Annotated in this window: 25 protein-coding genes; 14 read left to right on the top strand and 11 right to left on the bottom strand. The window is 71.1% G+C overall.

All coding sequences use genetic code 11. The features are described from left to right. Positions 1–265 precede the first annotated feature (265 nt). On the bottom strand, positions 266–1,372 hold the full coding sequence (locus tag ACFUJR_RS17105) for a mechanosensitive ion channel family protein (RefSeq protein WP_383171830.1): 1,107 nt from the start codon (positions 1,370–1,372) through the stop codon (positions 266–268). 47 nt (positions 1,373–1,419) lie between these two features. Between ACFUJR_RS17105 and ACFUJR_RS17100 the strand changes: the two genes are divergently transcribed. Then, the gene (locus tag ACFUJR_RS17100; RefSeq protein ID WP_383171828.1) at positions 1,420–2,007 is read left to right on the top strand and encodes a dienelactone hydrolase family protein; all 588 of its coding nucleotides are present in this window, start codon (positions 1,420–1,422) and stop codon (positions 2,005–2,007) included. 63 nt (positions 2,008–2,070) lie between these two features. Here the strand turns inward: ACFUJR_RS17100 and ACFUJR_RS17095 are convergent, their stop codons facing one another. The 5 genes from ACFUJR_RS17095 to ACFUJR_RS17075 form a co-directional block, all read right to left on the bottom strand. Beyond that, positions 2,071–3,036 (bottom strand): zinc metalloprotease, encoded by a 966-nt coding sequence (locus ACFUJR_RS17095; protein WP_383171826.1) that lies wholly within the window; start codon positions 3,034–3,036, stop codon positions 2,071–2,073. 326 nt (positions 3,037–3,362) lie between these two features. Continuing rightward, positions 3,363–5,012: an alkaline phosphatase D family protein gene (locus tag ACFUJR_RS17090; protein WP_383171824.1), complete on the bottom strand. Its 1,650-nt coding sequence runs from the start codon at positions 5,010–5,012 to the stop codon at positions 3,363–3,365. A gap of 226 nt (positions 5,013–5,238) precedes the next feature. Then, complete coding sequence (locus tag ACFUJR_RS17085) at positions 5,239–6,054, bottom strand: DsbA family protein (protein ID WP_383171822.1); 816 nt, start codon at positions 6,052–6,054, stop codon at positions 5,239–5,241. Positions 6,055–6,114: 60 nt separating this feature from the next. Continuing rightward, positions 6,115–6,804 carry a hypothetical protein gene (locus ACFUJR_RS17080; RefSeq protein WP_383171820.1) on the bottom strand — a complete coding sequence of 230 codons (690 nt, stop codon included), beginning with the start codon at positions 6,802–6,804 and terminating at the stop codon, positions 6,115–6,117. Between the two features lie 81 nt (positions 6,805–6,885). Beyond that, positions 6,886–8,211, bottom strand: a complete 1,326-nt coding sequence (locus ACFUJR_RS17075; protein ID WP_383171818.1) for a DUF2252 domain-containing protein — start codon at positions 8,209–8,211, stop codon at positions 6,886–6,888. 187 nt (positions 8,212–8,398) lie between these two features. Between ACFUJR_RS17075 and dnaE the strand changes: the two genes are divergently transcribed. After that, entirely contained in the window at positions 8,399–11,938 is a 3,540-nt protein-coding gene (dnaE, locus tag ACFUJR_RS17070) for a DNA polymerase III subunit alpha (protein ID WP_383171816.1), read from the top strand. Positions 11,939–12,028: 90 nt separating this feature from the next. On the opposite strand, the gene ACFUJR_RS17065 is transcribed toward dnaE, so the two are convergent. Continuing rightward, on the bottom strand, positions 12,029–12,199 hold the full coding sequence (locus ACFUJR_RS17065; protein ID WP_352190524.1) for a hypothetical protein: 171 nt from the start codon (positions 12,197–12,199) through the stop codon (positions 12,029–12,031). Positions 12,200–12,425: 226 nt separating this feature from the next. Between ACFUJR_RS17065 and ACFUJR_RS17060 the strand changes: the two genes are divergently transcribed. The 4 genes from ACFUJR_RS17060 to ACFUJR_RS17045 all read left to right on the top strand — a co-directional run bounded on the left by ACFUJR_RS17060 (position 12,426) and on the right by ACFUJR_RS17045 (position 16,289). After that, positions 12,426–13,706, top strand: coding sequence for an NYN domain-containing protein (locus ACFUJR_RS17060; RefSeq protein ID WP_383171814.1), 1,281 nt, complete (start codon positions 12,426–12,428; stop codon positions 13,704–13,706). 28 nt (positions 13,707–13,734) lie between these two features. Next, on the top strand, positions 13,735–14,715 hold the full coding sequence (locus tag ACFUJR_RS17055; RefSeq protein WP_383171812.1) for an ABC transporter ATP-binding protein: 981 nt from the start codon (positions 13,735–13,737) through the stop codon (positions 14,713–14,715). 148 nt (positions 14,716–14,863) lie between these two features. Further along, positions 14,864–15,610, top strand: a complete 747-nt coding sequence (locus ACFUJR_RS17050) for an ABC transporter permease (RefSeq protein ID WP_383171834.1) — start codon at positions 14,864–14,866, stop codon at positions 15,608–15,610. A 34-nt stretch (positions 15,611–15,644) separates the two neighbouring features. Then, entirely contained in the window at positions 15,645–16,289 is a 645-nt protein-coding gene (locus ACFUJR_RS17045) for a DUF2567 domain-containing protein (RefSeq protein WP_383171810.1), read from the top strand. Between the two features lie 42 nt (positions 16,290–16,331). On the opposite strand, the gene ybaK is transcribed toward ACFUJR_RS17045, so the two are convergent. The 4 genes from ybaK to ACFUJR_RS17025 form a co-directional block, all read right to left on the bottom strand. Next, positions 16,332–16,829, bottom strand: a complete 498-nt coding sequence (ybaK, locus tag ACFUJR_RS17040) for a Cys-tRNA(Pro) deacylase (protein ID WP_383171808.1) — start codon at positions 16,827–16,829, stop codon at positions 16,332–16,334. Positions 16,830–16,841: 12 nt separating this feature from the next. Next, on the bottom strand, positions 16,842–17,579 hold the full coding sequence (locus tag ACFUJR_RS17035) for an LON peptidase substrate-binding domain-containing protein (RefSeq protein WP_383171806.1): 738 nt from the start codon (positions 17,577–17,579) through the stop codon (positions 16,842–16,844). Positions 17,580–17,584: 5 nt separating this feature from the next. Continuing rightward, positions 17,585–18,622: a hypothetical protein gene (locus ACFUJR_RS17030; RefSeq protein ID WP_383171802.1), complete on the bottom strand. Its 1,038-nt coding sequence runs from the start codon at positions 18,620–18,622 to the stop codon at positions 17,585–17,587. Positions 18,623–18,761: 139 nt separating this feature from the next. Beyond that, a complete protein-coding gene (locus ACFUJR_RS17025) occupies positions 18,762–20,363 on the bottom strand; it encodes an oxidoreductase (RefSeq protein ID WP_383171800.1) in 1,602 nt (533 codons plus the stop codon). Between the two features lie 174 nt (positions 20,364–20,537). Between ACFUJR_RS17025 and hisD the strand changes: the two genes are divergently transcribed. The 8 genes from hisD to hisF are packed head-to-tail and all read left to right on the top strand — an operon-like array spanning position 20,538 to position 26,304. Then, a complete protein-coding gene (gene hisD / locus ACFUJR_RS17020; protein WP_383171798.1) occupies positions 20,538–21,881 on the top strand; it encodes a histidinol dehydrogenase in 1,344 nt (447 codons plus the stop codon). Then, positions 21,878–23,008 (top strand): histidinol-phosphate transaminase, encoded by a 1,131-nt coding sequence (locus ACFUJR_RS17015; RefSeq protein WP_383171796.1) that lies wholly within the window; start codon positions 21,878–21,880, stop codon positions 23,006–23,008. The genes hisD and ACFUJR_RS17015 overlap by 4 nt, the downstream gene beginning before the upstream one ends. Further along, positions 23,005–23,598 (top strand): imidazoleglycerol-phosphate dehydratase HisB, encoded by a 594-nt coding sequence (gene hisB, locus ACFUJR_RS17010; protein WP_158986436.1) that lies wholly within the window; start codon positions 23,005–23,007, stop codon positions 23,596–23,598. Before ACFUJR_RS17015 ends, hisB begins: the two co-directional genes overlap by 4 nt. Before the next feature lie 4 nt (positions 23,599–23,602). Then, entirely contained in the window at positions 23,603–23,770 is a 168-nt protein-coding gene (locus ACFUJR_RS17005; RefSeq protein WP_383171794.1) for a hypothetical protein, read from the top strand. Continuing rightward, on the top strand, positions 23,767–24,417 hold the full coding sequence (hisH, locus tag ACFUJR_RS17000) for an imidazole glycerol phosphate synthase subunit HisH (RefSeq protein WP_383171792.1): 651 nt from the start codon (positions 23,767–23,769) through the stop codon (positions 24,415–24,417). Before ACFUJR_RS17005 ends, hisH begins: the two co-directional genes overlap by 4 nt. Positions 24,418–24,419: 2 nt before the next feature. Beyond that, a complete protein-coding gene (gene priA / locus ACFUJR_RS16995) occupies positions 24,420–25,157 on the top strand; it encodes a bifunctional 1-(5-phosphoribosyl)-5-((5-phosphoribosylamino)methylideneamino)imidazole-4-carboxamide isomerase/phosphoribosylanthranilate isomerase PriA (protein WP_383171790.1) in 738 nt (245 codons plus the stop codon). Next, positions 25,154–25,552 (top strand): RidA family protein, encoded by a 399-nt coding sequence (locus ACFUJR_RS16990; protein ID WP_383171789.1) that lies wholly within the window; start codon positions 25,154–25,156, stop codon positions 25,550–25,552. The genes priA and ACFUJR_RS16990 overlap by 4 nt, the downstream gene beginning before the upstream one ends. Continuing rightward, complete coding sequence (gene hisF, locus ACFUJR_RS16985; protein WP_383171787.1) at positions 25,549–26,304, top strand: imidazole glycerol phosphate synthase subunit HisF; 756 nt, start codon at positions 25,549–25,551, stop codon at positions 26,302–26,304. Before ACFUJR_RS16990 ends, hisF begins: the two co-directional genes overlap by 4 nt. Positions 26,305–26,341: the final 37 nt, after the last annotated feature.

Raw genomic sequence — 26,341 nt, 5'->3', positions numbered from 1 at the left:
CCCTTTTTTTCATGGACCTCGAGGACCTGCACGTGTTCGCCCATGTGATCATTCTGGCCGTCCAGTGCCGCCCGGAACAGCGACCGGGCGCCACGTCACGACGGGGCGAACGTTGCCTGATGCGGCACTAGCAAGCGTCCTGGTCCACCCGGTCCCGTCCGGTGGCGGGGTGCCGGGGCACCTGCGGCCGCGACCGCCGTCGCCCCGTCGTTCCCCGCCCCGCCGTTCCCCCGTCCCCCCCGTGCCGTCGTTCCCTGCCCCGTTCTCAGCCGCGGCCGGTTCGCGAGGGCTCGTCGCCGTTGGTGAACACGGACGGACGGTCCGCCACACGCGGCGACGGCACGGCCGGCGAGGTCGCGATCCGCGGCAGGGCGTGCGGCTGCTTCTCCGCCAGCCAGGCCACGAGGCCCTCCCGTACGGTGCACCGCACGGTCCAGAGGTCGTCCGCGTCCTTGGCGGTGACCACCACCCGTACCTGGATCGTGCTGGGCGTGGTGTCCGTGACCGCCAGGCTCCAGTCGCGGCCGTCCCAGGCACGGCAGTGCGCCAGAATCTCCTCGGTCCTCAGGCGCATCGCGTCGAGCGGCGCGGAGTGGTCGAGATGGAGGAGGACCGCCCCCGTCATCTGCGCCCCGCCGCGCGACCAGTTCTCGAAGGGCTTGCCGGTGAAGTACGAGACCGGCATGGTGATCCGGCGCTCGTCCCAGGTCCGTACCGTGAGGAACGTCAGCGTGACCTCCTCGACCACGCCCCACTCGCCGTCGACGACCACGGTGTCGCCGATCCGCACCATGTCGCCGAAGGCGATCTGGAAGCCGGCGAAGAGGTTGCCGAGGGTGGACTGGGCGGCCACGCCCGCGACGATCCCGATGATGCCGGCGGAGGCCAGCATCGAGGTCCCGACGGTGCTGAGAGCGGGGAAGGTCAGCAGCGCCGCGGCCACGGCGACCACGGCGACGACCGCCGTCACGATGCGCGTGATGAGCGTCACCTGGGTGCGCACCCTGCGGACCCGGGCCGGGTCGCGGGTGGCGGAGGCGTACCGGGCGAAGGTGGCCTCGACCACGGCCGAGGCGATGTGGACGATCAGCCACGCGCCGGAGCCGATGAGGATCAGGGACAGGATCTGGCCGATGCCCGCCGCGTGTTCCTCGACCGCCCTCCACCCCGTCTCGCGGTAGGTGCCGCGCAGGAGGGAGGCGAGCAGGACCGCCTGGAGCGGTGGCCGGCAGCGGCGCAGCAGCCCCCAGAGAGGGGTCTCGCGGTGATGGGCGTCGGCACGGCGCAGCAGCAGGTCGACGGCCCAGCCGACGAGCGCCGTGAGCAGGAGCGCCCCTCCGACGACGAGGAGCGGGCGCAGCGCGGTGTCCATGTGATCGAGGCCTCCGTGTCTCCGGCTCGGTGGGCCCGGCTGGCAGGATGGACCGCATGGACATCATGCTTTTCCACTCGGCCTACGGTCTGCGTCCGGCGGTGGAGTCCGCGGCCGAGCGGCTGCGGTCCGCCGGGCATCAGGTTCGGGTGCCCGACCTGTTCGGGGGCCAAACCGCCCAGACGGTGGAGGAGGGGATGGAGCTCCAGAAGTCGGTCGGCAAGGAGGAGCTGCTGAGGCGGGCCGTCCTCGCCGCCGCGCCCTACTCGGACCGCGGGCTCGTCTACGCCGGGTTCTCCTTCGGCGCCTCGGTCGCGCAGACCCTGGCCCTGGGGGACGAGAGGGCGCGCGGGCTGCTGCTGCTCCAGGGCACCTCGGACATCGCCGAGAGCGCGTCCGTCGACGACCTCCCCGTGCAGCTGCACATCGCCGACCCGGACCCGTTCGAGTCGCACGACTGGCTCACGTCCTGGTATCTGCGGATGGGGAAGGCGGGGGCGGACGTGGAGGTCTACCGCTACCCGGGCGCGGGGCACCTGTTCACCGATTCGGACCTGCCGGACTGGGACGAGGCGGCGGCCGAGCGGACCTGGGCGATCGCGCTGGCGTTCCTGGAGAGCCTCCAGGACGGCTGAGCACAGGCGCGGAAGGGCGCGGCGGGGGCTCTCCCGCCGCGCCCTTGCTCGTCAGGCGATGTGTCAGCCGGCGCGGTACGCCGTCCAGGAGTCGTTCATGCGCGTGACCTGACCAGCCGTGAACTGGTACATGCACGCGTCGTACGTGTAGTCCATGAAGTTGTGGATCGGGTCCACGCCGCTCTTCCTCGTGCAGCTGTCACGGCCGGTCGGGCACTCGTACGCCGGGCTCTTCTCGGCCGGGGTGTCGGCGACGTAGTCGCCGTTTCCGTTACAGCCGCCCTGGAAGGTGTGGTAGAGCCCCATCCAGTGACCGACCTCGTGGGTGGCGGTGTCGCCCTCGTCGTAGTTGGTCGCGGAGCCGCCCGGGAGCGACGCGTCGAGGACGACGACACCGTCCATGGACGGGTTGGACTTGTACGAGGACGGGAAGGTCGCCCAGCCGAGCAGACCGCCGCTGAGGTTGGCGGTGTAGAAGTTCAGCGCGCCGGCGCCGCCCTTGCGGAGAGTCTGCTTCATCTGCTTCTCGGCCGTGGAGCCGGACGCCAGGTTGTACCAGGACGCGTTGTCCGTGTAGTCCGTCCCGGCAAGGGTGAACTGGAAGTTGGTGTTCACGTTGCCGGTGCCCTGGCCGCCGAAGGCCGAGTTGAGCACCGCCATCTGGTTGTTGATGTCGGTGGCGCTCAGCTTGCCCGTCGTGCCGCTGTGGATGACGTGGAAGTAGACCGGGATGTTCACCACGGCGGCGGTGGAGTTCATGCCGCTCGCGCGGACCGACTCCAGTCTCTTCTTCAGGTCCGCGTCCATGGACTTGGCCTGGGCGGCGGAGATCTCGTTGGGCTCGTGGCCGTGGTTTTCGGCGCCGCGGGCCTTGCGGGCGCCGGAGAGGGTCTCCGCACCGTCCACGCACTCCTCGGCGGAGACGCCGGCGGCGGACGTGCTGGCGGCCGGGGCGGCCGACGGGGCGGAGAGGGGGGTCAGGGCCAGGGTTCCGGCCATGACCGCGGTGCCGAGCAGACGACGTGACATACGCGGCGATATACGAACAAGAGCACGCACAGGTGACTCCTCGCGGGGGGTTGTGGAGAGGTAGTTCCTCGCCACCGCGGGGAGATTACGGGTCCATGTCAGACGTTGTTGAGCATTGATCAAGCCCAATCATCCATGGGGCAAAGCGGGTTATCGGGAGGAAAACTTTTCGCCGGTTTCGGAGTTTGAGACGCGGACGTAACGAGCCGGGTAACGGCAGCGGGTGGTGTGTCCGGATTCGATCGCCCGAACTCACCACCCGCCGTGATGATGTGATCTTCCGTTAACAGGAGAGATCATGGCCGAAAATCGACCCTGCGGTCATCTCATCGCACCGGCTGGTACACGCGCTCGACGCGCTGCGTTCCGTTCCGCGTCCGGTACGAGCGCGCCCACGCGCTCGTCGCGTCCGCCTTCGTCCTGTCGGAGACCGTGTAGTAGTCCATCTGGGAGTGCTCGGCGGTGACGTCCAGGACGCCGTAGCCGTGGTTGTCCATGTCCACCCACTTCACATGGCGGTTGGCGGCCTTGATCGCCCCGGCGGCCACCAGGGAGAGCGTGCCCGGCGCCACGTGGAGCAGGTCGTCGATGTTGTCCGAGGTCACCGAGGTCACCACGAACTCGGTCGCCGCCGACTGCGACAGCGGGTAGGTCGCCGCCTTCACCGGCACGTCCGTGGCCCAGGCCATGTGGATGTCACCGGTCAGGAAGACGGTGTTCCGGACGGACCGCTGCGTCAGGTGCGCGAGCAGCTCCCTGCGGTCGTCCGTGTAGCCGTCCCACTGGTCGACGTTGATCGCGAGCCCCTCCTTCGGCAGGCCGAGCAGTTCGGCGAGCGGACCGAGGAGTCGGGCCGGCAGCGAGCCGAAGGCGACCGGCGAGATCATCACCGAGGTGCCGACCAGCTTCCAGGTGGCGTCCGAACTCGCGAGCCCCGACTTCAGCCAGTCGAGCTGCGCGCGGCCGGTGATCGTGCGCTCCGGGTCGTCGACCGAGCCGCTGCCGATCCTGGCCTGCTCGGAACGGAACGACCGCAGGTCGAGCAGGTGCAGATCGGCCAGCTTGCCGAAGCGCAGCCGCCGGTAGACCGTGCCCTCGGTCGAGGCGCGGACCGGCATCCACTCGAAGTACGCCTGCTTCGCGGCGGCGACCCGGGCCGTCCACTCGCCCTCGGCGCCCGGCGTGTGGTTCTCCGCGCCGCCCGCCCAGGCGTCGTTGGCGACCTCGTGGTCGTCCCAGATCGCGATCACGGGGTGGGCGGCGTGCAGCGCCTGGAGGTCGGCGTCCGTCTTGTACGTGGCGTGCCGGAGGCGGTAGTCGGCGAGCGAGACGATCTCGTGCTTCGGCTCGTGCTGCCGCACGGAGTACGCGGCGTCCGGATAGGAGCCGGCCGCGTACTCGTAGATGTAGTCGCCGAGATGGAGGATCGCGTCCAGGTCCGGGCGGGCCGCGAGATGGCGGTACGCGGAGAAGTGGCCGGCCTCCCAGTTGGCGCAGGAGACCACGCCGAACCGGACGCCCGGGGTGGCGGCGTCGGTCGTCGGAGTGGTGCGGGTGCGGCCCACGGGGGAGCCGGTGCCGCCCGCCGTGAAGCGGAACCAGTGGGCGGTCGCGGGGCGCAGGCCCCGGACGTCCACCTTCACCGTGTGGTCCGAGGCGGCCGTCGCGGTCGTGGTGCCGCGGGCCACGGTCCGGGCGAACTCCCGGTCCTCGGCGACCTCCCAGTCGACCGTGACGTCGGGGCCTCTGCCCGAGCCGGGTGCGGCGTCGGAGGTGGGGGTGACGCGCGTCCAGAGCAGGACGCCGTCGGGCAGCGGGTCGCCGGAGGCGACACCGTGCAGGAAGGCGGGAGCCTCGGAGTCCGCGAGCGCGGGGGAGGCGGCGCCCACCAGGACCGGCGTGGCGACGGCCGTGACGGCGGCGGCCTTCACGACGGTGCGGCGGGTGGGCGCGGAGGATATGTGTCGACTGGTCACGGGCAGTCAGATTACTGACCAGTATGCCGAACAGGCAGGCGAAATCCGGAAAGTTCGCGCACTCGTCGCCCCGCGGCCTTGATCCGTCGGACACCTCGAAGGCCGGCCGGCCGGACGGATCGGGAGTGTCCGGATGTCTCGGGACCCTCCGGACGGACGGCGGGTCCGCGGGAGCGAACTCCCGCGGACCCGTACCGTCGGCGCGCGGACCGGCCGTCGTCCGATGTCAGCCCTTGAGCGCCGGGGTGAGCGCCGCGTTGAACTCCTCCACCGTCAGCGGCGGGTTCTTGCTGCCCTCGACCGTCAGCGCCTTGCCGTCCATCTTCAGCGTCGGAGTGCCGGTGACCCCGCTCTTGTCGAAGGCGGCGGACATCTTCATCGCCCAGGCGTCGAAGGTGCCGTTCTCCACGTTCTTCTTGAACTCCGCGTTCCCCTTCAGCGCCGGGACCGAGTCCGCGACCTCCAGGAGGTAGGAGTCCTTGGCGAACTTGTCCTGGCTCTCTTCCGGGTGGAACTGCGCGGAGTACAGCGCCGCCTTGTACTTCATGAACGCCTCGGGGCTCACGTCCAGCGCCGCGCCCAGCGCGGAGAGTGCGTTCTTCGAGCCCTCGCCCTGGTCGGCGTTGTCGATGAAGGTGGCGCCGACGTACTTGAGCTTGTACTTGCCGGCCTCCACGTCCTTGTCGACGGTCGCGCCCACCTGCTGCTCGAACTGCGCGCACACCGGGCAGCGCGAGTCCTCGTAGATCTCCAGGGTCTTCTTGGCGGACGGCTTGCCGACGACGACCGTCGTGCCGTTCGTGCCCTCGGTGTTCTTGGGTGCGGTGACGTTCGACGCCTTGGCCGCCGCCTCCCAGTGGGACGGCTTGTTGGCCTGGACGACGGCGTAGCCGACACCACCGGCGACCGCCAGGACGGCGACGGCCGAGACGGCGACGGTCACCTGGCGGCGGACCTTGTCCTTCTTGGCCTGGCGTTCGCGCTCGACGCGCAGCCGCTCGCGGGCGGCAGCCTTGTTGGCCTGGCTGTTGCGTGCGCTCATGATCGTGATCTCCGTGAAAGTCGAAAGCCCGTGAGGGCGAAGGGTGGGGACTGCGAGGGCTCAGGCGAGGACGAAGCCCGGGCGCGGCGGTCCCCGCCGTCCGACGGAGTGCACGAGAGGACGGGTACGACGGGACCGGCGCGGCCGGTCCAGGGGGCGCCCGCCGCGCCCACGAGCCGTGCGCGGAGCACGGAAGAGCGCGACCACGAGCATCAGCGGGCGGAACGCGAAGGCGGCCACCGCGGAGAGCAGCCGGGCGAGCGCGCGCTCGCCGTGCCGCAGCCAGGCCGCCGCGAACAGGCCGACCGACACATGGGCGGCGAGCAGCAGCCACGGCAGGGCCGGGGCGGGGGAGTTCAGCAGGGCGGCCGCGGTCCCGCTCTCGGGGGCGGCGACGCCCGGCAGCGGGGTGCCGAGACCGTCGCCGCACAGCACGTCCACGCCCACCGAGCGCAGCGAACCGGCGACCGGGCCGCCGGACGGGCCGTAACAGACCGTCTGACCGGCGGTGAAGACCGTGTCGGCCGCCAGCTCCAGGGGGACGAGCAGCCCGGCTATCGGCCAGAAGCGTCGCTCCCGGCCGGCCAGGGCGTACGCGACGGCGAAGACGCCGACCGCGAGCAGCCCCACGGTCAGGAGGGGCAGCGGCACCTGGGACAGCAGCACGTGCGAGCCGGCGGACAGCGTCACGACCAGTGCCGTGAAGAGCGCCGCCCGCAGCCCTCTGAGCCGCGTCCCTGATATGTCCATAGCGGAGGAAGTCTGCCACGCCCGCCCGTAAGAGGCCGCTAAGGGCGAGCTGTGAGAAGGGTCGCGGAGCCGGTGAACGGCCTACAGGCCCGGTATCCGGCCGTTGCGGAACAGGTCCACGAAGATCTGGTGGTCCGCACGCGCGCGTGCGCCGTAGCCGTGCGCGAAGTCGACCAGCAGCTCCGCGAAGCCTTTCTCGTCGGCCGCGATGGCCGCGTCGATGGCCCGCTCCGTGGAGAACGGCACCAGGGAGTGCCCGCTGGAGTCGTCGGCCGCCGCGTGCATCGTCGCCGTCGCCCGCCCCAGGTCGGCCACGGTCGCCGCGATCTCCACCGGGTCGTCGATGTCCGACCAGTCCAGGTCCACCGCGTACGGCGAGACCTCGGCGACCAGCTGCCCGGAGCCGTCCAGCTCGGTCCAGCCCAGCCACGGGTCGGCGTGCGCCTGCAGGGCCCGCTGGGAGATGACCGTGCGATGGCCCTCGTGCTGGAAGTACTCGCGTACCGCCGCGTCAGTGACATGGCGCGACACCGCCGGCGTCTGCGCCTGCTTCATGTAGATCACGACGTCGTTCTCCAGGGCGTCGCTGTTGCCCTCCAGGAGGATGTTGTACGACGGGAGACCGGCCGAGCCGATGCCGATCCCGCGCCGCCCCACGACGTCCTTGACCCGGTACGAGTCGGGGCGCGCGAGCGAGGACTCCGGGAGCGTCTCCAGGTAGCCGTCGAAGGCCGCCAGCACCTTGTAGCGGGTCGCCGCGTCCAGCTCGACGGAGCCGCCGCCGGAGGAGAAGCGGCGCTCGAACTCACGGATCTCGGTCATCGAGTCCAGGAGCCCGAAGCGGGTCAGCGATCGGGCGACGCGCAGGGCGTCCAGCAGGGGGCCGTCGGCGGTGTCCAGGGTGAAGGGCGGCAGGTCGACGTCCCTGGAGCCGGTCGCCAGGGCGTGGATCCGCTCGCGATAGGCGGCGGCGTATATCCGTACCAGCTCCGTGATCTGCTCGTCGCCGAGCGCCTTCGTGTAGCCGATCAGGGCGAGCGAGGCGGAGAGCCGCTTCAGGTCCCAGGTGAAGGGGCCGACGTACGCCTCGTCGAAGTCGTTGACGTTGAAGATCAGCCGGCCGTTGGCGTCCATGTAGGTGCCGAAGTTCTCCGCGTGGAGATCGCCGTGGATCCACACCCGGCCGGTCCGCTCGTCCAGGTACGGGCCGCCCTGCTGCTCGGCCTCCAGGTCCGCGTAGAAGAGGCACGCCGTGCCCCGGTAGAAGGCGAAGGCGGAGCCGGCCATCTTCCGGAACTTCACGCGGAAGGCGGCCGGGTCGGCGGCGAGGAGCTCACCGAAGGCGGCGTCGAAGGCGGTGAGGATCTGCTCACCGCGAGCGGCGGCGGTGGGCGGGGGGACCGACATCGAGGGGCCTCCTGGTGCAAGTCTGTTCATGACAATAAGGACAGGCGTTCCGAGTCTCTCAACGCGCGACCGTACCGCCGAGTGCCCCGCGACTGTCAGTCCGCCGACGTAGACTTCCAGGCTGTCCCCTCAAAGCGGGGGGCTGGGGGTCGCACCCCAGAAGACTGCAGCCCGGAGGCCTTCCGCCGTGACCAAGCCGCCCTTCACGCACCTTCACGTACACACCCAGTACTCGCTGCTGGACGGTGCCGCGCGGCTCAAGGACATGTTCGAGGCGTGCAACGAGATGGGCATGACCCACATCGCCATGTCCGACCACGGCAACCTCCACGGGGCGTACGACTTCTTCCACTCGGCCAAGAAGGCCGGTGTGACGCCGATCATCGGCATCGAGGCGTACGTCGCCCCGGAGTCCCGGCGCAACAAGCGGAAGATCCAGTGGGGCCAGCCGCACCAGAAGCGGGACGACGTCTCCGGTTCGGGTGGCTACACCCACAAGACGATCTGGGCGGCGAACAACACCGGACTGCACAACCTCTTCCGCCTCTCCTCCGACGCGTACGCCGAGGGCTGGCTCCAGAAGTGGCCCCGGATGGACAAGGAGACCATCTCCCAGTGGTCCGAGGGGCTCATCGCCTCCACCGGCTGTCCCTCCGGCGAGCTCCAGACCCGGCTGCGCCTCGGCCAGTTCGACGAGGCCCTGAAGTCCGCCTCCGAGTACCAGGACATCTTCGGCAAGGACCGGTACTTCCTGGAGCTGATGGACCACGGCATCGAGATCGAGCGGCGCGTCCGCGACGGGCTCCTGGAGATCGGCAAGAAGCTCGGCATCCCGCCGCTGGTCACCAACGACTCGCACTACACGTACGCGCACGAGGCGACCGCCCACGACGCGCTGCTGTGCATCCAGACCGGCAAGAACCTCTCCGACCCGGACCGCTTCAAGTTCGACGGCACCGGCTACTACCTGAAGTCCACGGACGAGATGTACGCGGTCGACTCCTCGGACGCCTGGCAGGAGGGCTGCCGCAACACGCTGCTCGTCGCCGAGCAGGTCAGCACCGACGGCATGTTCGTCGAGAAGAACCTCATGCCGAAGTTCGACATCCCCGAGGGCTACACCGAGGTCTCCTGGTTCCGCGAGGAGACCATGCGCGGCATGCACCGCCGCTTCCCGGACGGCATCCCCGACGACCGCATGAAGCAGGTCGAGTACGAGATGGACACGATCATCTCGATGGGCTTCCCCGGCTACTTCCTCGTCGTCGCCGACTTCATCATGTGGGCGAAGAAGCAGGGCATCGCCGTCGGCCCCGGCCGCGGCTCGGCGGCCGGCTCGATCGTCGCGTACGCCATGGGCATCACCGACCTCGACCCGATCCCGCACGGCCTGATCTTCGAGCGCTTCCTCAACCCCGAGCGCGTCTCGATGCCCGATGTCGACATCGACTTCGACGAGCGTCGGCGCGTCGAGGTGATCCGGTACGTGACGGAGAAGTACGGCTCCGACAAGGTCGCCATGATCGGCACGTACGGCAAGATCAAGGCGAAGAACGCCATCAAGGACTCGGCCCGTGTCCTCGGCTACCCGTACGCCATGGGCGACCGGCTCACCAAGGCGATGCCCGCCGACGTCCTCGGCAAGGGCATCGACCTCAACGGCATCACCGACCCCTCGCACCCGCGCTACAGCGAGGCGGGCGAGATCCGGGCGATGTACGAGAACGAGCCGGACGTGAAGAAGGTCATCGACACCGCCAAGGGCGTGGAGGGCCTCGTCCGGCAGATGGGTGTGCACGCGGCCGGCGTGATCATGTCCAGCGAGCCCATCGTCGACCACGCCCCGATCTGGGTGCGGCACACGGACGGCGTGACCATCACGCAGTGGGACTACCCCCAGTGCGAGTCGCTCGGCCTGCTGAAGATGGACTTCCTCGGCCTGCGGAACCTGACCATCATGGACGACGCCGTCAAGATGGTGAAGGCCAACAAGGGGCTCGACCTCGACCTGCTGGCCCTGCCGCTGGACGACCCGAAGACCTTCGAACTGCTCCAGCGCGGCGACACCCTCGGCGTCTTCCAGTTCGACGGCGGCCCCATGCGCTCGCTGCTGCGGCTGATGAAGCCCGACAACTTCGAAGACATCTCCGCCGTGTCCGCCCTGTACCGGCCGGGCCCGATGGGCATGAACTCGCACACGAACTACGCCCTGCGCAAGAACAAGCAGCAGGAGATCACCCCGATCCACCCCGAGCTGGAGAAGCCGCTCGAAGAGGTGCTCGCGGTCACCTACGGCCTGATCGTCTACCAGGAGCAGGTGCAGAAGGCCGCCCAGATCATCGCCGGGTACTCCCTCGGCGAGGCCGACATCCTCCGCCGCGTGATGGGCAAGAAGAAGCCCGAGGAGCTGGCGAAGAACTTCGTCCTCTTCCAGAAGGGCGCCCGGGAGAAGGGGTACAGCGACGAGGCCATCCAGGCCCTGTGGGACGTCCTGGTCCCCTTCGCCGGCTACGCCTTCAACAAGGCGCACTCCGCCGCGTACGGCCTGGTCTCCTACTGGACGGCGTACCTCAAGGCCAACTACCCGGCCGAGTACATGGCCGGTCTGCTGACCTCGGTCAAGGACGACAAGGACAAGTCCGCGGTCTATCTGAACGAGTGCCGCCGCATGGGCATCAAGGTGCTGCCCCCGAACGTCAACGAGTCCGAGTCGAACTTCGCCGCCCAGGGCGACGACGTGATCCTCTTCGGCCTCTCCGCCGTTCGTAACGTCGGTACCAACGTCGTCGAGTCGATCATCAAGTCGCGCAAGGCCAAGGGGAAGTACTCCACGTTCCCCGACTTCCTCGACAAGGTCGAGGCGGTCGTCTGCAACAAGCGGACCATCGAGTCGCTGATCAAGGCCGGCGCCTTCGACGAGATGGGCCACACCCGCAAGAGCCTGGTCGCCCACCACGAGCCGATGATCGACAACGTGGTCGCGGTCAAGCGCAAGGAGGCCGAGGGACAGTTCGACCTCTTCGGCGGCATGGGCGACGAGGCGACCGACGAGCCCGGCTTCGGTCTGGACGTGGAGTTCTCCGACGTCGAGTGGGAGAAGTCCTACCTGCTCGCCCAGGAGCGCGAGATGCTCGGTCTCTACGTCTCCGACCACCCGCTCTTCGGTATCGAGCACGTCCTCTCGGACAAGACGGACGCGGCGATCTCCCAGCTGACCGGCGGCGAGCACTCCGACGGCGCGGTCGTCACCATCGGCGGCATCATCTCCGGCCTCCAGCGCAAGATGACCAAGCAGGGCAACGCCTGGGCCATCGCCACCGTCGAGGACCTGGCCGGCTCCATCGAGTGCATGTTCTTCCCGGCCACGTACCAGCTGGTGTCCACCCAGCTCGTCGAGGACACGGTCGTCTTCGTCAAGGGCCGCCTCGACAAGCGCGAGGACGTGCCCCGGCTGGTCGCCATGGAGCTGATGGTCCCCGACCTGTCGAACGCCGGGACCAACGCCCCCGTCATCCTGACCATCCCCACCGTGAAGGTCACCCCGCCGATGGTCAGCCGGCTCGGCGAGATCCTCGGACACCACAAGGGCAACACAGAGGTACGGATCAAGCTCCAGGGCCCGCGCACCACGACCGTCCTGCGGCTCGACCGGCACCGGGTCCAGCCCGATCCCGCGCTCTTCGGCGACCTGAAGGTGCTGCTCGGCCCGTCCTGCCTGGCCGGCTGACGGCCGGAACCCCGGCGTGGACGCCGGGGCGCACGCGCGGAAGGGGCGCGCCCGTCGTCACGGGTGCGCCCCTTCCGGGGTTACGCGCGATCAGTTGTGACCGAAGCGCTTCTGCCGGCCCTTGCGAGCCATGTCGCCGGGAGTCACCTGCGAGGCGCGCTGCTCGGCCTGCGACTCCATCGAGGACTGCTGCGCCTGCTGGGCGCCGCGCTCGGCCTGCGAGGATTGCTGACTGCGGTTCTGCTTTCGATTCTTGGCCATGGTGATGCCTCCTCAAAGGGATCTCGGGGCCAGGGCCGCTGTCAGACTCACACATGGGGTGAACCGTCGCATTTTGGATCATTACCGACAGTGAGCACGGTGCAGGGGGGCCGCGGAGTGATATTCGCCACGCCGATGATCCAGTTCCGGCGGTCTACCTCCCCACGTTCGGGCAGACTCGAAGGAAATCCGAAGCAATTTCCGATCCCGAGGTTCCCGAAAGAGGGTGGAACACGTGGACCGCTGCGTCGTTCTGGTGGACGCCGGCTATCTGCTGGGCGCCGCCGCGAGCCTTCTCGCCGGGGAACCGGCCCGCTCCCGGATCACCGTCGACCACGCCGCCCTCATCCAGGGACTGCGCGAACGGGCCGAGGCGGACACCGAGCAGCCACTGCTCCGCATCTACTGGTTCGACGGCGCACCCGACCGCGTGCCCCAGCCGGAGCACCGCAGGCTGCGCGTGATGCCCCGGGTCACCGTCCGGCTCGGCGCCCTGACCCGCAGCGACGGCCGCTGGGCCCAGAAGGGTGTCGACGCCGCGATGCACGCCGAACTCACCGAGCTGGCCAGGAACCGGGCCTGCTCCGACGTGGTCCTCGTGACCGGCGACGGCGACCTGCTGCCGGGCCTGATGTCCGCCAAGGAGCACGGCGTCGCCGTCCACCTCTGGGCGGTGCAGGCCGCCGACGGCGACTACAACCAGTCCGAGGACCTCGTCGCCGAGGCCGACGAACGCCGTGTCCTCGACCGGGCCTGGATCACCCGGGCCGTCCGCGCCAAGGACCTCAGCGGCCTCTGCGCGCCCCCGCCCGCCCCGCGCCCCGAGATCGCCGCCATCCTCTCCGCCCCGCTGCCCGAGTCGGCGCTCGCCGCCTCCGCCGAGCGGGCCGCCGCGGAAGCCGCCGCGGAAGCCGCCTCAGCGCACAACGGGACGTCGGCCCCCGCCGACTCCGCGCCGGCGGACACCGAGGGCGGACCGGCGTCCGCCGTTCCCGCCCCGGCAGCGGGCCGGGGCGTCCCCACCCCCAAGGACCTCGCCGGACTGCGCGGTCCCGGCGGCCCCGCCACCTCGCCGGCCGCCAACGCCACGCTGCGCTGGTCCTCCGACAAGGGCTGGATCGAGCGCCCCGGCGGCGCGCTCGGCGAGCCGCCCGAGACCGCCTCCCTGCCGACCCTCGCCCAGCTCACCAGCGCCGAGCAGCGCTGGGCCGACCGCGAGGAGGACATCACCACCGTCGGCGGCGACCCCTTCGAGGTCGGGCAGGTGTTCGCCCGTCGCTGGATGGAGCGGCTCCCCGAGCAGAGCCACGTCCAGAGGCTCTCCGTGATGTACCCGAGGATCCCGCACCGCATCGACGGCGAACTGCTCCGTTACGCGGCCAGGTTCGGCCTGCTCGCGCACAAGGACGACCAGATCGACGAGCACGACCGGTACGCGATCCGGGCCGGCTTCTGGCGCGAGATCGACGTCCGGGCCGCCGCGGAACGCGCCCCCGCGGGAGAGTAGGCCGGAGGACCCCGTAGGCTCGTCCCTCGTGAGTACGGTGTGCGTGGTGCGGGATCTGGTCAAGACGTACCCCGCCGCGCGCGCCCGCAGGGGGACGCCCGCGACCCCCGAGATCCGTGCCACCGACGGCATCAGCCTCGATGTCCACGGCGGCGAGATCTTCGGTCTGCTCGGGCCCAACGGCGCCGGAAAGTCGACGCTGGTCCGCCAGCTGACCGGGCTGATGCGCCCCGACTCCGGAACGGTCCGGCTGCTCGGCCACGATCTCGTACGCCACCCGGAACGCGCCGCGCGCCTGCTCGCGTACCTGGGGCAGGAGTCGACCGCACTCGACGAGCTGACGGTCGCGCTCGCCGCCGAGACCACCGGGCGGCTGCGCGGGCTGACCGCACGGGACGCGCGCGCCGCGACGGACGCAGTCCTGGAGGAGCTGGGCCTCACCGAGCTCGCCGGCCGCCCGCTGAAGAAGCTCTCGGGCGGACAGCGGCGGCTCGCCTGCGTCGCGACCGCCCTGGTGGGTGAGCGGCCGGTCCTCGTCCTGGACGAACCCACCACCGGCATGGACCCGGTCGCCCGGCGGGCCGTCTGGTCCGCCGTCGACCGGCGGCGCGCCGAGCACGGCACCACCGTGCTGCTCGTCACCCACAACGTGATCGAGGCCGAGACCGTACTGGACCGGGTCGCCGTCCTGGAGCGGGGCCGGGTCATCGCCTGCGACACGCCGGCCGGGCTCAAGGAACGCGTCGCGGGCGAGATCCGGGTCGATCTGGTGTGGCGCGAGCGCGCCCCGCTGGACGTGCCCGAGGTCGCCGCGCTGCGCGGACTCGCCCAGGAGTCGGGCCGGCGCTGGACGCTCCGGCTCGCCCCGGACGAGGCGCGGGCGACGGTGGCGGCCGTGACGGGCGGAGCGGCGTTCGCCGCCCTGGACGACTTCACACTGGCCACGCCCAGCCTGGAGGACGTGTATCTGGCGCTGGGCGGCGAGACGCAGGGGCTGGTCAAGGCTTGAGGAGCTGTACGGAGTGAGTATCCTGCCCGCCCAGGCCGCGTCGGCGTCGGGTTCGGCGCCGGGTTCGGCGTCGGGTTCGGCGTCGGCCGAGGGCGCGGCGGCCCGGTCCGCCGGCGCGCCGGCCGGGAACCCGGTCGGCGCCGCACCGATGGCGCCGCGCGCCCGGCTGCTGCCTTCCCTCGCCGCCGTGTACCGCGCACAGCTCTCGCGTGCCCGGGTCGCCCGGATACCGCTGCTCTTCGTGGCGACGTTCCAGTCCGTCGGGATCATGGTCCTGATGCGGGGTGTCGTCGACGGCGGGTCGGAGGCGCGGGCCGTCGTGGCGGGCTCCTCGGTGCTCGTGGTCGCGTTCGTCGCGCTCAATCTGCTCGCCCAGTACTTCGGACAGCTGCGGGCGACCGGCGGCCTGGACCACTACGCCACGCTACCGGTGCCGCCCGCCGCGGTCGTCCTCGGAGCGGCGGGGGCGTACGCGTCGTTCACGGTGCCGGGGACCGTGGTGACCGCGGTCACCGGCTCGCTGCTCTTCGGGCTGCCGCTCGGTCATCTGTGGATCCTCGCGGCGGTCGTGCCGCTGGCGGGGGCCGCTCTGGCCGGTCTCGGGGCCGCGCTCGGCCTGCTCGCGCCGCGTCAGGAACTCGCGACGCTGCTCGGACAGCTGGGTATGTCGGCCGCGCTGCTGCTCGGCGTGCTGCCCGCGGACCGGCTGCCCGGTCCGATCGGCTGGGCGCGGGACCTGCTGCCCTCGACGTACGGCGTGGAGGCGCTGGCCCGCACGTTCGACACGCACCCGGACTGGGCGGCGGTCGGGCTCGATCTCGCGGTGTGCGGGGCGGTCGGGGTGGTCTCGCTCGCGGTGGCGACCTGGGCGTACCGGCGGGCGGCGGTCCGCTGAGGCGGCTCGTTCCCGTACCTGGCACGATGGCGGGGTGACCGCACCTCTGACACCGCCTCACCAGCCGCCGAACGATGCCGTGCCGCCGCACGGATGGCCGGCGCACCATCCGCCGACGCCCTCGGGGGACGGTGCCCCGAGCGTGGCCAAGGAGCTTCGGCAGGCCGCGGTGGTGGCCGCGTTCTCGGCGGTGGCCGGTGCGGCGCTGGGGCTGCTGTGGTTGTGGCTGGCGCCGCGCGTTCCGCTGATCTCGGACGGCAAGGCGGTGTTCCTGCGGAACAGCGAGGGTGAGTCGGCGGTCGGGGCGGACGGAACGTTCGTCCTGCTGGCGCTCGGGTTCGGGGCGGTGGCGGCGGCGCTCGTCTTCCTGTTCCACCGGCACGGCGGCGTGGCGCTGGTGCTGGCGCTGGCGGCGGGCGGGGTGCTCGGGTCGCTGCTCGGGTGGGGCGTGGGCACCGCCCTGGGACCGACGCACGACGTGGTCGCGCACGCGCGCGAGGTGGGGGCGGGGGTGCAGTTCGACGCGCCGCTGAAGCTGGAGATGTGGGCGGGGGCGATGCTGGCGTGGCCGCTGGCGGCGATGATCGTCCACCTGTCCCTGACGGCCCTCTTCGGCCCGAGGGACCCGGAACCGGACTGGCCCCAGGAGTCCCGCCCCGACGCGCCGCGGGAGTCCTGACCCGACGCGCCCCAGGGGCTCCCCCCGGGGCGCGGGCCGAGGCTACGCGCGGCCGATGGGGGCGAGGACGGCCGTGGTGAGGGTGGTCAGGGCCTGGGGGGTGAGTTCGACCTCCAGGCCTCTGCGGCCCGCCGAGACACAGATCGTGGTGTGCGTCGAGGCCGTGGCGTCCAGGACCGTGCGGAGGCGTTTGCGCTGGCCCAGGGGGGAGATGCCGCCACGGACGTAGCCCGTCGTGCGTTCCGCCAGGGCCGGGTCCGCCATCGACGCGCGTTTGCCGCCGACCGCCGAGGCCAGGGCCTTCAGGTCCAGCTGGCCGGCGACCGGGACGACCGCGACCGTCAGTTCGCCGTCGACGTCCGCGACCAGCGTCTTGAAGACCCGGTCCGGCGAGACACCGAGCGCCTCCGCCGCCTCCTCGCCGTACGAGGGCGACGCCGGGTCGTGGTCGTACGAGTGGACGGTGAACGGTACGCCGGCCGTCGTCAGGGCCACCGTCGCCGGCGTGCCGCCCGTCTGCCTCTTCTGCTTCTTCGCCACCGCGCTCCTTCGTCAGTTGGGGCTCGTCGGCGCCCGCGTCAGCTCCACCGCCGGAAGCGACGGCAGATGCCGCAGCACGGCCGTCTCCGACCGGAGCAGCGTCAGCTCCTCCCGCAGCCGCGTCGCCGTGTCCGGTGCCTGCAGCAGCCGCTGCTTCGCCGGGATGTCGAGCACCGCGGCCGCCGCGACCAGGTACGACACCACCGACGGGTCGTCGGGCAGTTCGCTCGTCGTCAGCGACCGCTCCCGCGCCCCCGCCAGCCGCTTCTGGTAGCTCCGGAACGCCCGCAGCACACCCTCCGCGAGCGTGCCCGCCTCGTCGCCCTGCTCCTCCGGGATCTCCTCGACCTCGGCCACCAGGAACGGCCCCGTCGCGTCCACCGACAGAAGCTTCACCCGGGTCGTCCCCGTTGCCATCACCTCGAAGCTGCCGTTCGACCGCTCCCGGATCGTCGCCGCGTCGGCGATGCAGCCCACCCGGTGGAACGCCTGGATCGGGTCCGGGCCGAAGCCCGCGGTGGGCCCCTTCTCCGGCAGCGCCGTCTGGTCCGGCATCCCCGGCGCCGTCGGCGCGACCTCACGGCCGTCGCGGATCGCGACGACGGCGAACCGGCGCGGCTCCGAGTCGTCGGTCCCGAGCAGCTCGCGCATCATCGCGCGATACCGCTCCTCGAAAACGTTCAGGGGCAGCACGAGGCCCGGGAACAGCACCGCGTTGAGCGGGAAGAGGGGCAGGCGAGCGGTGGTCACAGCGGTCAAGAGTAATGGCCGTGGGGCGCACCCCGTCCGGCCCGTCCCGCTCCGGTTCCGCGCAGTGCCCCCGCGCGGCCCGCCTCGGCCCGCACCAGGTCCCTCGTCTCCAGGAAGGCCGCGAGCGGATCGTCCTCGACGAGCCCCCATGGAAACGTCGTGGCGTACGGGCCGATCCTGCGGAACTCCTCCAGCGCGTCCGCCCAGCGCCGCCGCCTGACCAGCACGTACACCAGCAGATTGCGGACCTCGGCCGCCCACGGGTCACCCTCGGGGAGATCTGCCGACAGCGCGATGCCCCGGTCCGCCGCGGCGTCCGTCCGGTCGTCGTGGACCGGGCCGTCACCGGTGAGGAGCCGGGCGAAGGCCGCGTTGACCGGGAGCGCCCGGGCCCGGGATCCCGGCGGCGCGTCCTCGGCGGCCTTCTCCGCGAAGTCGAAGCACTCGTGGTGCGAGCCGTACCACTGGGCCGACAGATACCGCAGCGCGGCGACATGGCAGCCGTAGTGGTGCGGGGAGCGGCGCACGGCCTGCTCCCACAGTGCCTCGAAGGCCGTGTGCCCGGCGTGGGTGCCCCGCGCGTGGTCCAGGGCGAGCCTCCACGGCACCGGGTCGCGCGGCGAGGCCTCGGCGGCCGCGTCGATCAGTGGTCCGAGGTCGCGCAGCCGCTCGGAGCGGGCCGGCGACTCCCAGGCCCTGCGCACCGCCAGCTCCGCCTTGACGAGCAGCGCGTCCGGGTCGCGCGGCGAGACGGCCAGCCAGTGGGCCAGCCACTCGTCACGGCTGTACGCGAAGGTGGCGAGCCGCGCCACGTACCGGTCCCGCTTCTCCCATTCGGTCGCGTCCCGGGTCGTCGCGAGCAGCTTCGCGGCGGGCTCGGGGTCGGCGAGCGCCGCCGCCACCAGGGCCGGGGCGAGCCTGTCGTCCGGCGCGTCGAGCAGCACGTCGTCATCCGGCGGCAGGGCGGCGTCGAGCCGCGGTGCAAGCCGGACCATCCGGGCGGTGCCGATCAGGGCGCGGAGCAGAGACATCGTGCGGACCATTCAAAAACCGCAGGTGGGGGCTGCGCCAGTGGGGGACTGTGAAGCTTTGGTAGCGGCGGGAAAGTTGTCCTGTGGGAGGTCAAGACAGAGTAAAGAAAGGGGTGGGAGTCGGCGCAACCCGCCCCCCACGCCCCGTCTGTCACCCCCGTCGCAGCAGCCTCGACGCTCCCGCCGCCACCGTCGTCGCCAGCACCCAGCCGAGCAGGATGAGCGCCGTAGCGGCCCACTGCCACAGGCCCTCCAGCCGCCAGTAGCCGTCCTGGCCGAGATTGATCACCGGCACCAGCAGATCCAGCGCGTACAGCGTGGCGTTCCAGTTCGGTGACTCCTCCGCCTTCAGCGGTATCGGGTCGTACCGCGAGAACGCCAGCGCCCCCGCCGCCCAGAGCACCGCCATCCACAGCGCCGCCCGGCCCGGCCGGTAGCCGTACGCCACCGTCCAGTCCTGGAGATAGCCCCAGAGCTTCCCGGCCACCGGCAGCGTCTCCCGGCGCCGCCGCTGCTTGGCGAGCAGCACCACCCGGGCGTCCGCGTCCTCCCCGCTGTTGCGCAGCACCGTCGCCAGCCGTTCGTACGGCTCCGGGGCGTACTCCGGGGTCGCCGCCGCCACCCACTCCAGACGGCGGGTCAGCGGGAAGTGTCCGTACGGCACGAGGTTCTCGTAGACGAAGCCGTTCATCGAGAGGCCGCCCGGGCCCGGCCAGCTCGTGGACAGGTCGATCAGCGTCACCACCCGGGCGCCGTTGAGCACCACCCGCCCCTCCTCCGGGCGCTCCCCGTTGAACCGCAGCTCCGGCGTGGCTATCCGGCGCAGCGACACCTCCTCCCGGCTCGCCCCGTTCAGCATGAACCGCGCGTAGTGCAGGTCCACCGCGTCACCGAACCGTCCGTCGTCGAGACGCACCCCGCCGTGGCACTCCAGGGGCTTCCGCCGGGCGCCGCGCACCGGGGTGTACCCGACGCCGTACGGGGGTGTGGTCGTCGAGTTCCCCGAGCCCTCGTACACCCACGCCGCGTTCAGATAGAGCGAGCGCTCCACCGTCAGCTGCGGAGCGTTCAGCGCGCGCCGCTGCTGGGCCCCGCGCAGCACGCTGCCCCGCAGGCTCAGCGACACGCCGATCTTCGCCCCGCGCAGGCTCAGCTCGCCGTACGTCTCGATCAGCTCGGCCTGGAGGTCCTGCGCCACCACCAGCCCGTCCGCGGTGATCGCCCGGCCACGCCGGTCGGGCCACACCCGGATCTGGTTGATCAGCAGATCGGTGCCGATCTGGGCGTCCGTCAGCCGGACGCCCCGCTGCACGCGGCAGCGCGGCAGATGCAGGTCCCCCTCCGTGTGCAGCCGCGCCGCCTCAAGCCGCGGTATCGCGCACTCCACCATCCGCACCGTGCCGAAACGCGCCTCCGGCAGCACGATCTCCTGGTCGAAACGGCAGCGGTTCCACTCCACGTACGGGTCGATCGTCCCGCCGGCCAGATTGAGCACGCCGGTGATCCGCACCCCGCGCAGCTTCAGCGCCGCGACCCGCCCGGCCCGCGCCTGCGGGCCGTCGAGCAGCAGCAGCGCCACCACCTCCGCGCGCACACTGCGCTGCTCACCCCACGCCTCCGCCCCGAACGGGTCGTCCCGCGCCGCGTCCCCCTCGCTCAGATCACAGCTCCTGCCGATCCGGAAAGCCCGCCACATGGCCCGCTCCGGGCCCGTCAGACCGTCCGGCATTCCGTCCTCGTGCGGCTCGGTCACTGCCGCCCCCTCGCTTTCCACGAACCCGCTTCCCTGGATTCGTACAGCCGTTCTTCCCGCTGAGTGACGGACTGAACGCTAACGGTCAGCTGTGGCGACAAGACGCCAATGTGGCTCGTATCAGCCAGTGATACGGACGTCCGGCGCTTGTGGGGCGTCTGCGAGAATTGACCCGTGATCTCTCGTATCGACCTGCGCGGCGACGCCCTCCCCGAGGGTGGCGCACTGCGCGACCTGCTGCCCCGTGCCGAGTTCGACGTGGAAGCCGCCCTGGACAAGGTGCGGCCCATCTGCGAGGACGTCCATCATCGGGGCGACGCGGCGATGGTCGAGTACGCGGAGAAGTTCGACGGTGTGGAGCTGGAGCACGTCCGCGTGCCGGCCGAGGCGCTCGCCGAGGCCCTGGAGCAGCTCGACCCGGCCGTCCGCGCGGCCCTGGAGGAGTCCATCCGGCGGGCCAGGATCGTCCACCGCGCCCAGCGCCGTACGACGCACACCACCCAGGTCGTGCCCGGCGGCACCGTCACCGAGAAGTGGATCCCCGTCCAGCGCGTCGGCCTCTACGCGCCCGGCGGCCGCTCCGTCTACCCGTCCTCCGTGATCATGAACGCCGTCCCGGCGCAGGAGGCGGGCGTCGAGTCCGTCGCGCTCGCGTCCCCGCCGCAGAAGCCCCGTTTCGAAGGAGACCCGGCCGGCGGGCTGCCGCACCCCACGATCCTCGCCGCCTGCGCGCTGCTCGGCGTCGACGAGGTGTACGCCGCCGGAGGCGCCCAGGCCGTCGCGATGTTCGCGTACGGCACCGAGTCCTGTGCCCCCGCCAACATGGTCACCGGCCCCGGCAACATCTGGGTCGCCGCCGCCAAGCGGTACTTCGCCGGCCGCATCGGCATCGACACCGAGGCCGGCCCGACCGAGATCGCGATCCTCGCGGACTCCACCGCCGACCCCGTGCACGTCGCCGCCGACCTCATCAGCCAGGCCGAGCACGACCCGATGGCCGCCGCCGTCCTCGTCACCGACTCCGAGGAGCTGGCCGAGGCCACCGAGGCCGAGCTGAAGACCCAGGTCGCCGCCACCAAGCACATCGACGACCGGATCGTTCCCGCCCTGGCCGGAAAGCAGTCCGCGATCGTCCTCGTCGGCGACCTGGAGGACGGCCTCAAGGTCGTCGACGCGTACGGCGCCGAGCACCTGGAGATCCAGACCGCCGACGCCGCCGCGCGCGCCGAGCGCGTCCGCAACGCGGGCGCGATCTTCGTCGGCCCCTGGGCGCCGGTCTCCCTCGGCGACTACTGCGCCGGCTCCAACCACGTACTGCCCACCGGCGGGTGCGCCTGCCACTCCTCGGGCCTGTCCGTGCAGTCCTTCCTGCGCGGCGTCCACATCGTGGACTACACCCGGGACGCCCTCGCCGAGGTCACCCACCACGTGGTCACCCTCGCCGAGGCCGAGGACCTGCCCGCGCACGGTGCCGCGCTCAAGGCCCGGTTCGGTTGGAAGGTGCCGGAAAGCAAGTGACCTCGAACGACACCATCCGGATCGACGACCTTCCGATCCGCGACGAGCTGAAGGGCAAGTCCCCCTACGGCGCGCCCCAGCTCGACGTCCCCGTACAGCTGAACACCAACGAGAACCCGTACCCGCTGCCCGAGCCCCTCGTGGCCCGGATCGCGGAGCGGGTCGCCGAAGCCGCCCGCGGCCTCAACCGCTACCCCGACCGGGACGCGATCGAGCTGCGTACCGAGCTCGCCCGCTACCTCACCCGTACCGGGAAGCACCCCGTCGCCGTCGAGAACGTCTGGGCCGCCAACGGTTCCAACGAGGTCCTCCAGCAGCTGTTGCAGACCTTCGGCGGCCCCGGCCGTACCGCCATCGGCTTCGAGCCCTCGTACTCGATGCACGCGCTGATCGCGCGCGGCACCGGCACCGGCTGGATCTCGGGGCCGCGCAACGACGACTTCACCATCGACGTCGAGGCGGCCGAGAAGGCGATCGCCGAGAACCGGCCCGACGTCGTGTTCGTGACCTCGCCCAACAACCCCACCGGCACCGCGGTCGGGACCGAGACGGTCCTCGCGCTCTACGAGGCCGCCCAGGCAGCCAAGCCCTCGCTCGTCGTCGTCGACGAGGCGTACGTCGAGTTCAGCCACCGGGACTCCCTCCTGCCGCTGATCGAGGGCCGGCCGAACCTGGTCGTCTCCCGCACCATGTCCAAGGCCTTCGGCGCGGCCGGTCTGCGCCTGGGCTACCTCGCCGCGCACCCGGCCGTGGTCGACGCCGTGCAGCTCGTACGGCTGCCGTACCACCTCTCCGCCGTCACCCAGGCCACCGCCCTGGCCGCCCTGGAGCACACCGATACGCTCCTCGGGTACGTCGAGCAGCTCAAGACCGAGCGGGACCGCCTGGTCACCGAGCTGCGGGCGATCGGTTACGAGGTCACCGAGTCCGACGCCAACTTCGTCCAGTTCGGACACTTCGACGGAGCCGAGGGTTCCCACGAGGCATGGGCGAGGATCCTCGACCGGGGTGTCCTGGTCCGGGACAACGGCGTACCGGGCTGGCTGCGGGTCACCGCCGGCACCCCGGAAGAGAATGACGCGTTCCTCGATGCGGTGCGCGCACTGAAGAAGGAGCAGAGCTCATGAGCCGCGTTGGCAGAGTCGAGCGCACCACCAAGGAGACGTCCGTCGTCGTCGAGATCGACCTCGACGGCACCGGCAAGGTCGATGTCGCCACCGGCGTCGGGTTCTACGACCACATGCTCGACCAGCTCGGCCGCCACGGGCTCTTCGACCTCACCGTCAAGACCGACGGCGATCTGCACATCGACTCGCACCACACCATCGAGGACACCGCCCTCGCCCTCGGCGCCGCCTTCAAGCAGGCGCTCGGCGACAAGGTCGGCATCTACCGCTTCGGCAACTGCACCGTCCCGCTGGACGAGTCGCTCGCCCAGGTGACCGTCGACCTCTCCGGCCGCCCGTACCTGGTGCACACCGAGCCCGAGAACATGGCGCCGATGATCGGCTCCTACGACACGACCATGACCCGTCACATCTTCGAGTCCTTCGTCGCGCAGGCGCAGATCGCGCTCCACATCCACGTGCCGTACGGGCGCAACGCCCACCACATCGTGGAGTGCCAGTTCAAGGCGCTGGCCCGGGCCCTGCGCTACGCCTCCGAGCGCGACCCGCGCGCGGCCGGCATCCTGCCTTCCACGAAGGGCGCGCTGTAACTCCATGACCGGCCTCTCCACCATCCTCATCGTCGTCGGTCTCTTCCTCGCCGGCGGTGTGTACTCCTTCGCCAAGCAGGAGCTGCCCAAGGGCGTGATCGTCCTCCTCGCCATCGCCTCCGTGATGTGTCTGGTCGCGGGTGTCCTTCGGATTCAGGGGATCTGGGAATGAGCACTGCGCGTACTCCCAAGAAGGTCGTCGTCTTCGACTACGGCTTCGGCAACGTCCGCTCCGCCGAGCGGGCCCTCGCCCATGTCGGCGCCGAGGTCGAGATCACCCGCGACTACGACCGGGCCATGAACGCCGACGGGCTCCTCGTCCCCGGCGTCGGCGCCTTCTCCGCCTGCATGAAGGGCCTCAAGGAGGCCCGCGGCGAGTGGATCATCGACCGCCGCCTCTCCGGCGGCCGGCCCGTCATGGGCATCTGCGTCGGCATGCAGATTCTCTTCGCCCGGGGCATCGAGCACGGCGTGGAGACCGAGGGCCTCGACGAGTGGCCCGGTACGGTCGAGCCGCTCAAGGCCCCGGTCGTACCCCACATGGGGTGGAACACCGTCGAGGCGCCCGAGGACAGCGAGCTGTTCGCGGGCCTCGACGCCGACACCCGGTTCTACTTCGTGCACTCCTACGGAGTGCGGGAGTGGAGTCTGGAGGTCGGCAACCCGAACATCCGCGCCCCCAAGGTCACCTGGGCCACCCACGGCGAGCCGTTCGTCGCGGCCGTCGAGAACGGCGCCCTGTGGGCGACCCAGTTCCACCCCGAGAAGTCCGGCGACGCCGGAGCGCAGCTGCTCACCAACTGGATCGGAACCCTGTGACTGTGTCTTCTGACAGCGTGCTCGAACTCCTCCCCGCCGTCGACGTCCGCGACGGCCAGGCCGTCCGCCTCGTGCACGGAGAGTCCGGTACGGAGACCTCCTACGGCTCCCCGCTGGAGGCCGCCCTCGCCTGGCAGCGCTCCGGCGCCGAGTGGCTGCACCTGGTCGACCTGGACGCGGCCTTCGGTACGGGCGACAACCGTGAGCTGATCGCCGAGGTCGCCCAGGCCATGGACATCAAGGTCGAGCTCTCGGGCGGCATCCGCGACGACGCCTCGCTCGCCGCCGCCCTCGCCACCGGCTGCACCCGCGTCAACCTGGGCACCGCCGCCCTGGAGACCCCCGAGTGGGTCGCCAAGGTCATCGCCGAGCACGGCGACAAGATCGCCGTCGGCCTCGACGTGCGCGGTACGACCCTGCGCGGCCGCGGCTGGACCCGTGACGGCGGTGACCTGTACGAGACGCTCGCCCGTCTCGACTCCGAGGGCTGCGCCCGTTACGTCGTCACGGACATCGCCAAGGACGGCACGCTCCAGGGCCCGAACCTGGAGCTCCTGAGGAACGTCTGCGCCGCCACCGACAAGCCCGTCGTCGCTTCCGGCGGCGTGTCGTCCCTGGACGACCTGCGCGCCCTGTCCGGGCTCGTCCCGCTGGGCGTCGAGGGCGCGATCGTCGGCAAGGCGCTGTACGCCAAGGCGTTCACCCTGGAGGAGGCGCTGGAGGCGGTGGCTTCCGTATGAGCGGCGGCGTGAAGAGGGTCGTGACCGGCGCCCCCTGGGAGGAGCAGTTCGGCTACTCCCGCGCGGTGGAGCTGCCGAACGGCCTGGTCCTCGTCGCCGGCTGTACGTCGGTGGTCGGCGGCCAGATCGCCGGCGGAGGCCCGTACGAGCAGGCGATCAACTCCTTCAACGTGGCCTTCGACGCGCTCAAGAAGCTCGGCCTGGGCCCGGAGGACGTCGTACGGACCCGGATGTACCTCACGCACGCGCGGGACGTGGACGAGGTCGGGCGCGCCCACAAGGAGCTGTTCGACGCCGTCCGCCCGGCCGCTTCGATGATCATCGTCTCCGGCTTCGTCGACCCGAGCCTGGTCGTCGAGGTCGAGGTCGAGGCCTACAGGAGTGGTGCGGAATGAGCCTCGCGGTACGGGTGATCCCCTGCCTGGACGTGGACAACGGCCGCGTCGTGAAGGGCGTCAACTTCCAGAACCTGCGCGACGCGGGCGACCCCGTCGAGATGGCGAAGCTGTACGACGCCGAGGGCGCCGACGAGCTGACCTTCCTCGACATCACCGCCTCCTCCGGCAACCGGGAGACGACCTACGACGTGGTGCGCCGTACCGCCGAGCAGGTCTTCATCCCGCTGACCGTGGGCGGCGGGGTGCGTGCGGCGGAGGACGTCGACAAGCTGCTGCGCGCCGGCGCCGACAAGGTGGGCGTGAACACGGCCGCCATCGCCCGGCCCGAGCTGATCCGCGAGATCGCGGAGCGCTTCGGCCGCCAGGTGCTCGTGCTCTCCGTGGACGCCCGGCGTACGGCCTCCGGGTCGTTCGAGGTGACGACGCACGGCGGCCGCAAGGGCACCGGCATCGACGCCGTCGAGTGGGCGCACCGGGCCGCCGAGCTGGGCGCGGGCGAGATCCTGCTCAACTCGATGGACGCGGACGGTACGAAGGACGGCTACGACACCGAGATGATCGCGGCCGTGCGCAAGCACGTGACCGTGCCGGTGATCGCGAGCGGAGGAGCGGGCAAGCTCTCGGACTTCCCGCCGGCGATCGAGGCGGGCGCCGACGCGGTGCTCGCGGCCTCGGTGTTCCACTTCGGTGACCTGCGGATCTCCGAGGTCAAGGACGCACTGCGCGAGGCGGGCCACGCGGTTCGCTGAGCAGCGTGCCAGGAAGGCCCCCGGGAGGGGGCCTTTC

Origin of the sequence: Streptomyces sp. NPDC057271, from assembly GCF_042668715.1 — a bacterium.
Classification (GTDB): domain Bacteria; phylum Actinomycetota; class Actinomycetes; order Streptomycetales; family Streptomycetaceae; genus Streptomyces.
The sequence above is the reverse complement of the archived record's forward strand: the minus strand, read 5'-3'. Positions and strand labels throughout refer to the sequence as shown.

What these genes read in the sequence shown, in the direction of transcription:
- ACFUJR_RS17095 (WP_383171826.1), bottom strand. Translation starts at nt 3,036, where the DNA reads ATGTCACGTCGTCTGCTCGGCACCGCGGTCATGGCCGGAACCCTGGCC.
- ACFUJR_RS17075 (WP_383171818.1), bottom strand. Translation starts at nt 8,211, where the DNA reads ATGTCGGTCCCCCCGCCCACCGCCGCCGCTCGCGGTGAGCAGATCCTC.
- hisB (WP_158986436.1), top strand. Translation starts at nt 23,005, where the DNA reads ATGAGCCGCGTTGGCAGAGTCGAGCGCACCACCAAGGAGACGTCCGTC.
- hisF (WP_383171787.1), top strand. Translation starts at nt 25,549, where the DNA reads ATGAGCCTCGCGGTACGGGTGATCCCCTGCCTGGACGTGGACAACGGC.
- hisH (WP_383171792.1), top strand. Translation starts at nt 23,767, where the DNA reads ATGAGCACTGCGCGTACTCCCAAGAAGGTCGTCGTCTTCGACTACGGC.
- ACFUJR_RS17105 (WP_383171830.1), bottom strand. Translation starts at nt 1,372, where the DNA reads ATGGACACCGCGCTGCGCCCGCTCCTCGTCGTCGGAGGGGCGCTCCTG.
- ACFUJR_RS17100 (WP_383171828.1), top strand. Translation starts at nt 1,420, where the DNA reads ATGGACCGCATGGACATCATGCTTTTCCACTCGGCCTACGGTCTGCGT.
- ACFUJR_RS17030 (WP_383171802.1), bottom strand. Translation starts at nt 18,622, where the DNA reads ATGGTCCGCACGATGTCTCTGCTCCGCGCCCTGATCGGCACCGCCCGG.
- ACFUJR_RS17050 (WP_383171834.1), top strand. Translation starts at nt 14,864, where the DNA reads ATGGCGCCGCGCGCCCGGCTGCTGCCTTCCCTCGCCGCCGTGTACCGC.
- ACFUJR_RS17005 (WP_383171794.1), top strand. Translation starts at nt 23,603, where the DNA reads ATGACCGGCCTCTCCACCATCCTCATCGTCGTCGGTCTCTTCCTCGCC.
- ACFUJR_RS17065 (WP_352190524.1), bottom strand. Translation starts at nt 12,199, where the DNA reads ATGGCCAAGAATCGAAAGCAGAACCGCAGTCAGCAATCCTCGCAGGCC.
- ACFUJR_RS17080 (WP_383171820.1), bottom strand. Translation starts at nt 6,804, where the DNA reads ATGGACATATCAGGGACGCGGCTCAGAGGGCTGCGGGCGGCGCTCTTC.
- ACFUJR_RS16990 (WP_383171789.1), top strand. Translation starts at nt 25,154, where the DNA reads ATGAGCGGCGGCGTGAAGAGGGTCGTGACCGGCGCCCCCTGGGAGGAG.
- ACFUJR_RS17085 (WP_383171822.1), bottom strand. Translation starts at nt 6,054, where the DNA reads ATGAGCGCACGCAACAGCCAGGCCAACAAGGCTGCCGCCCGCGAGCGG.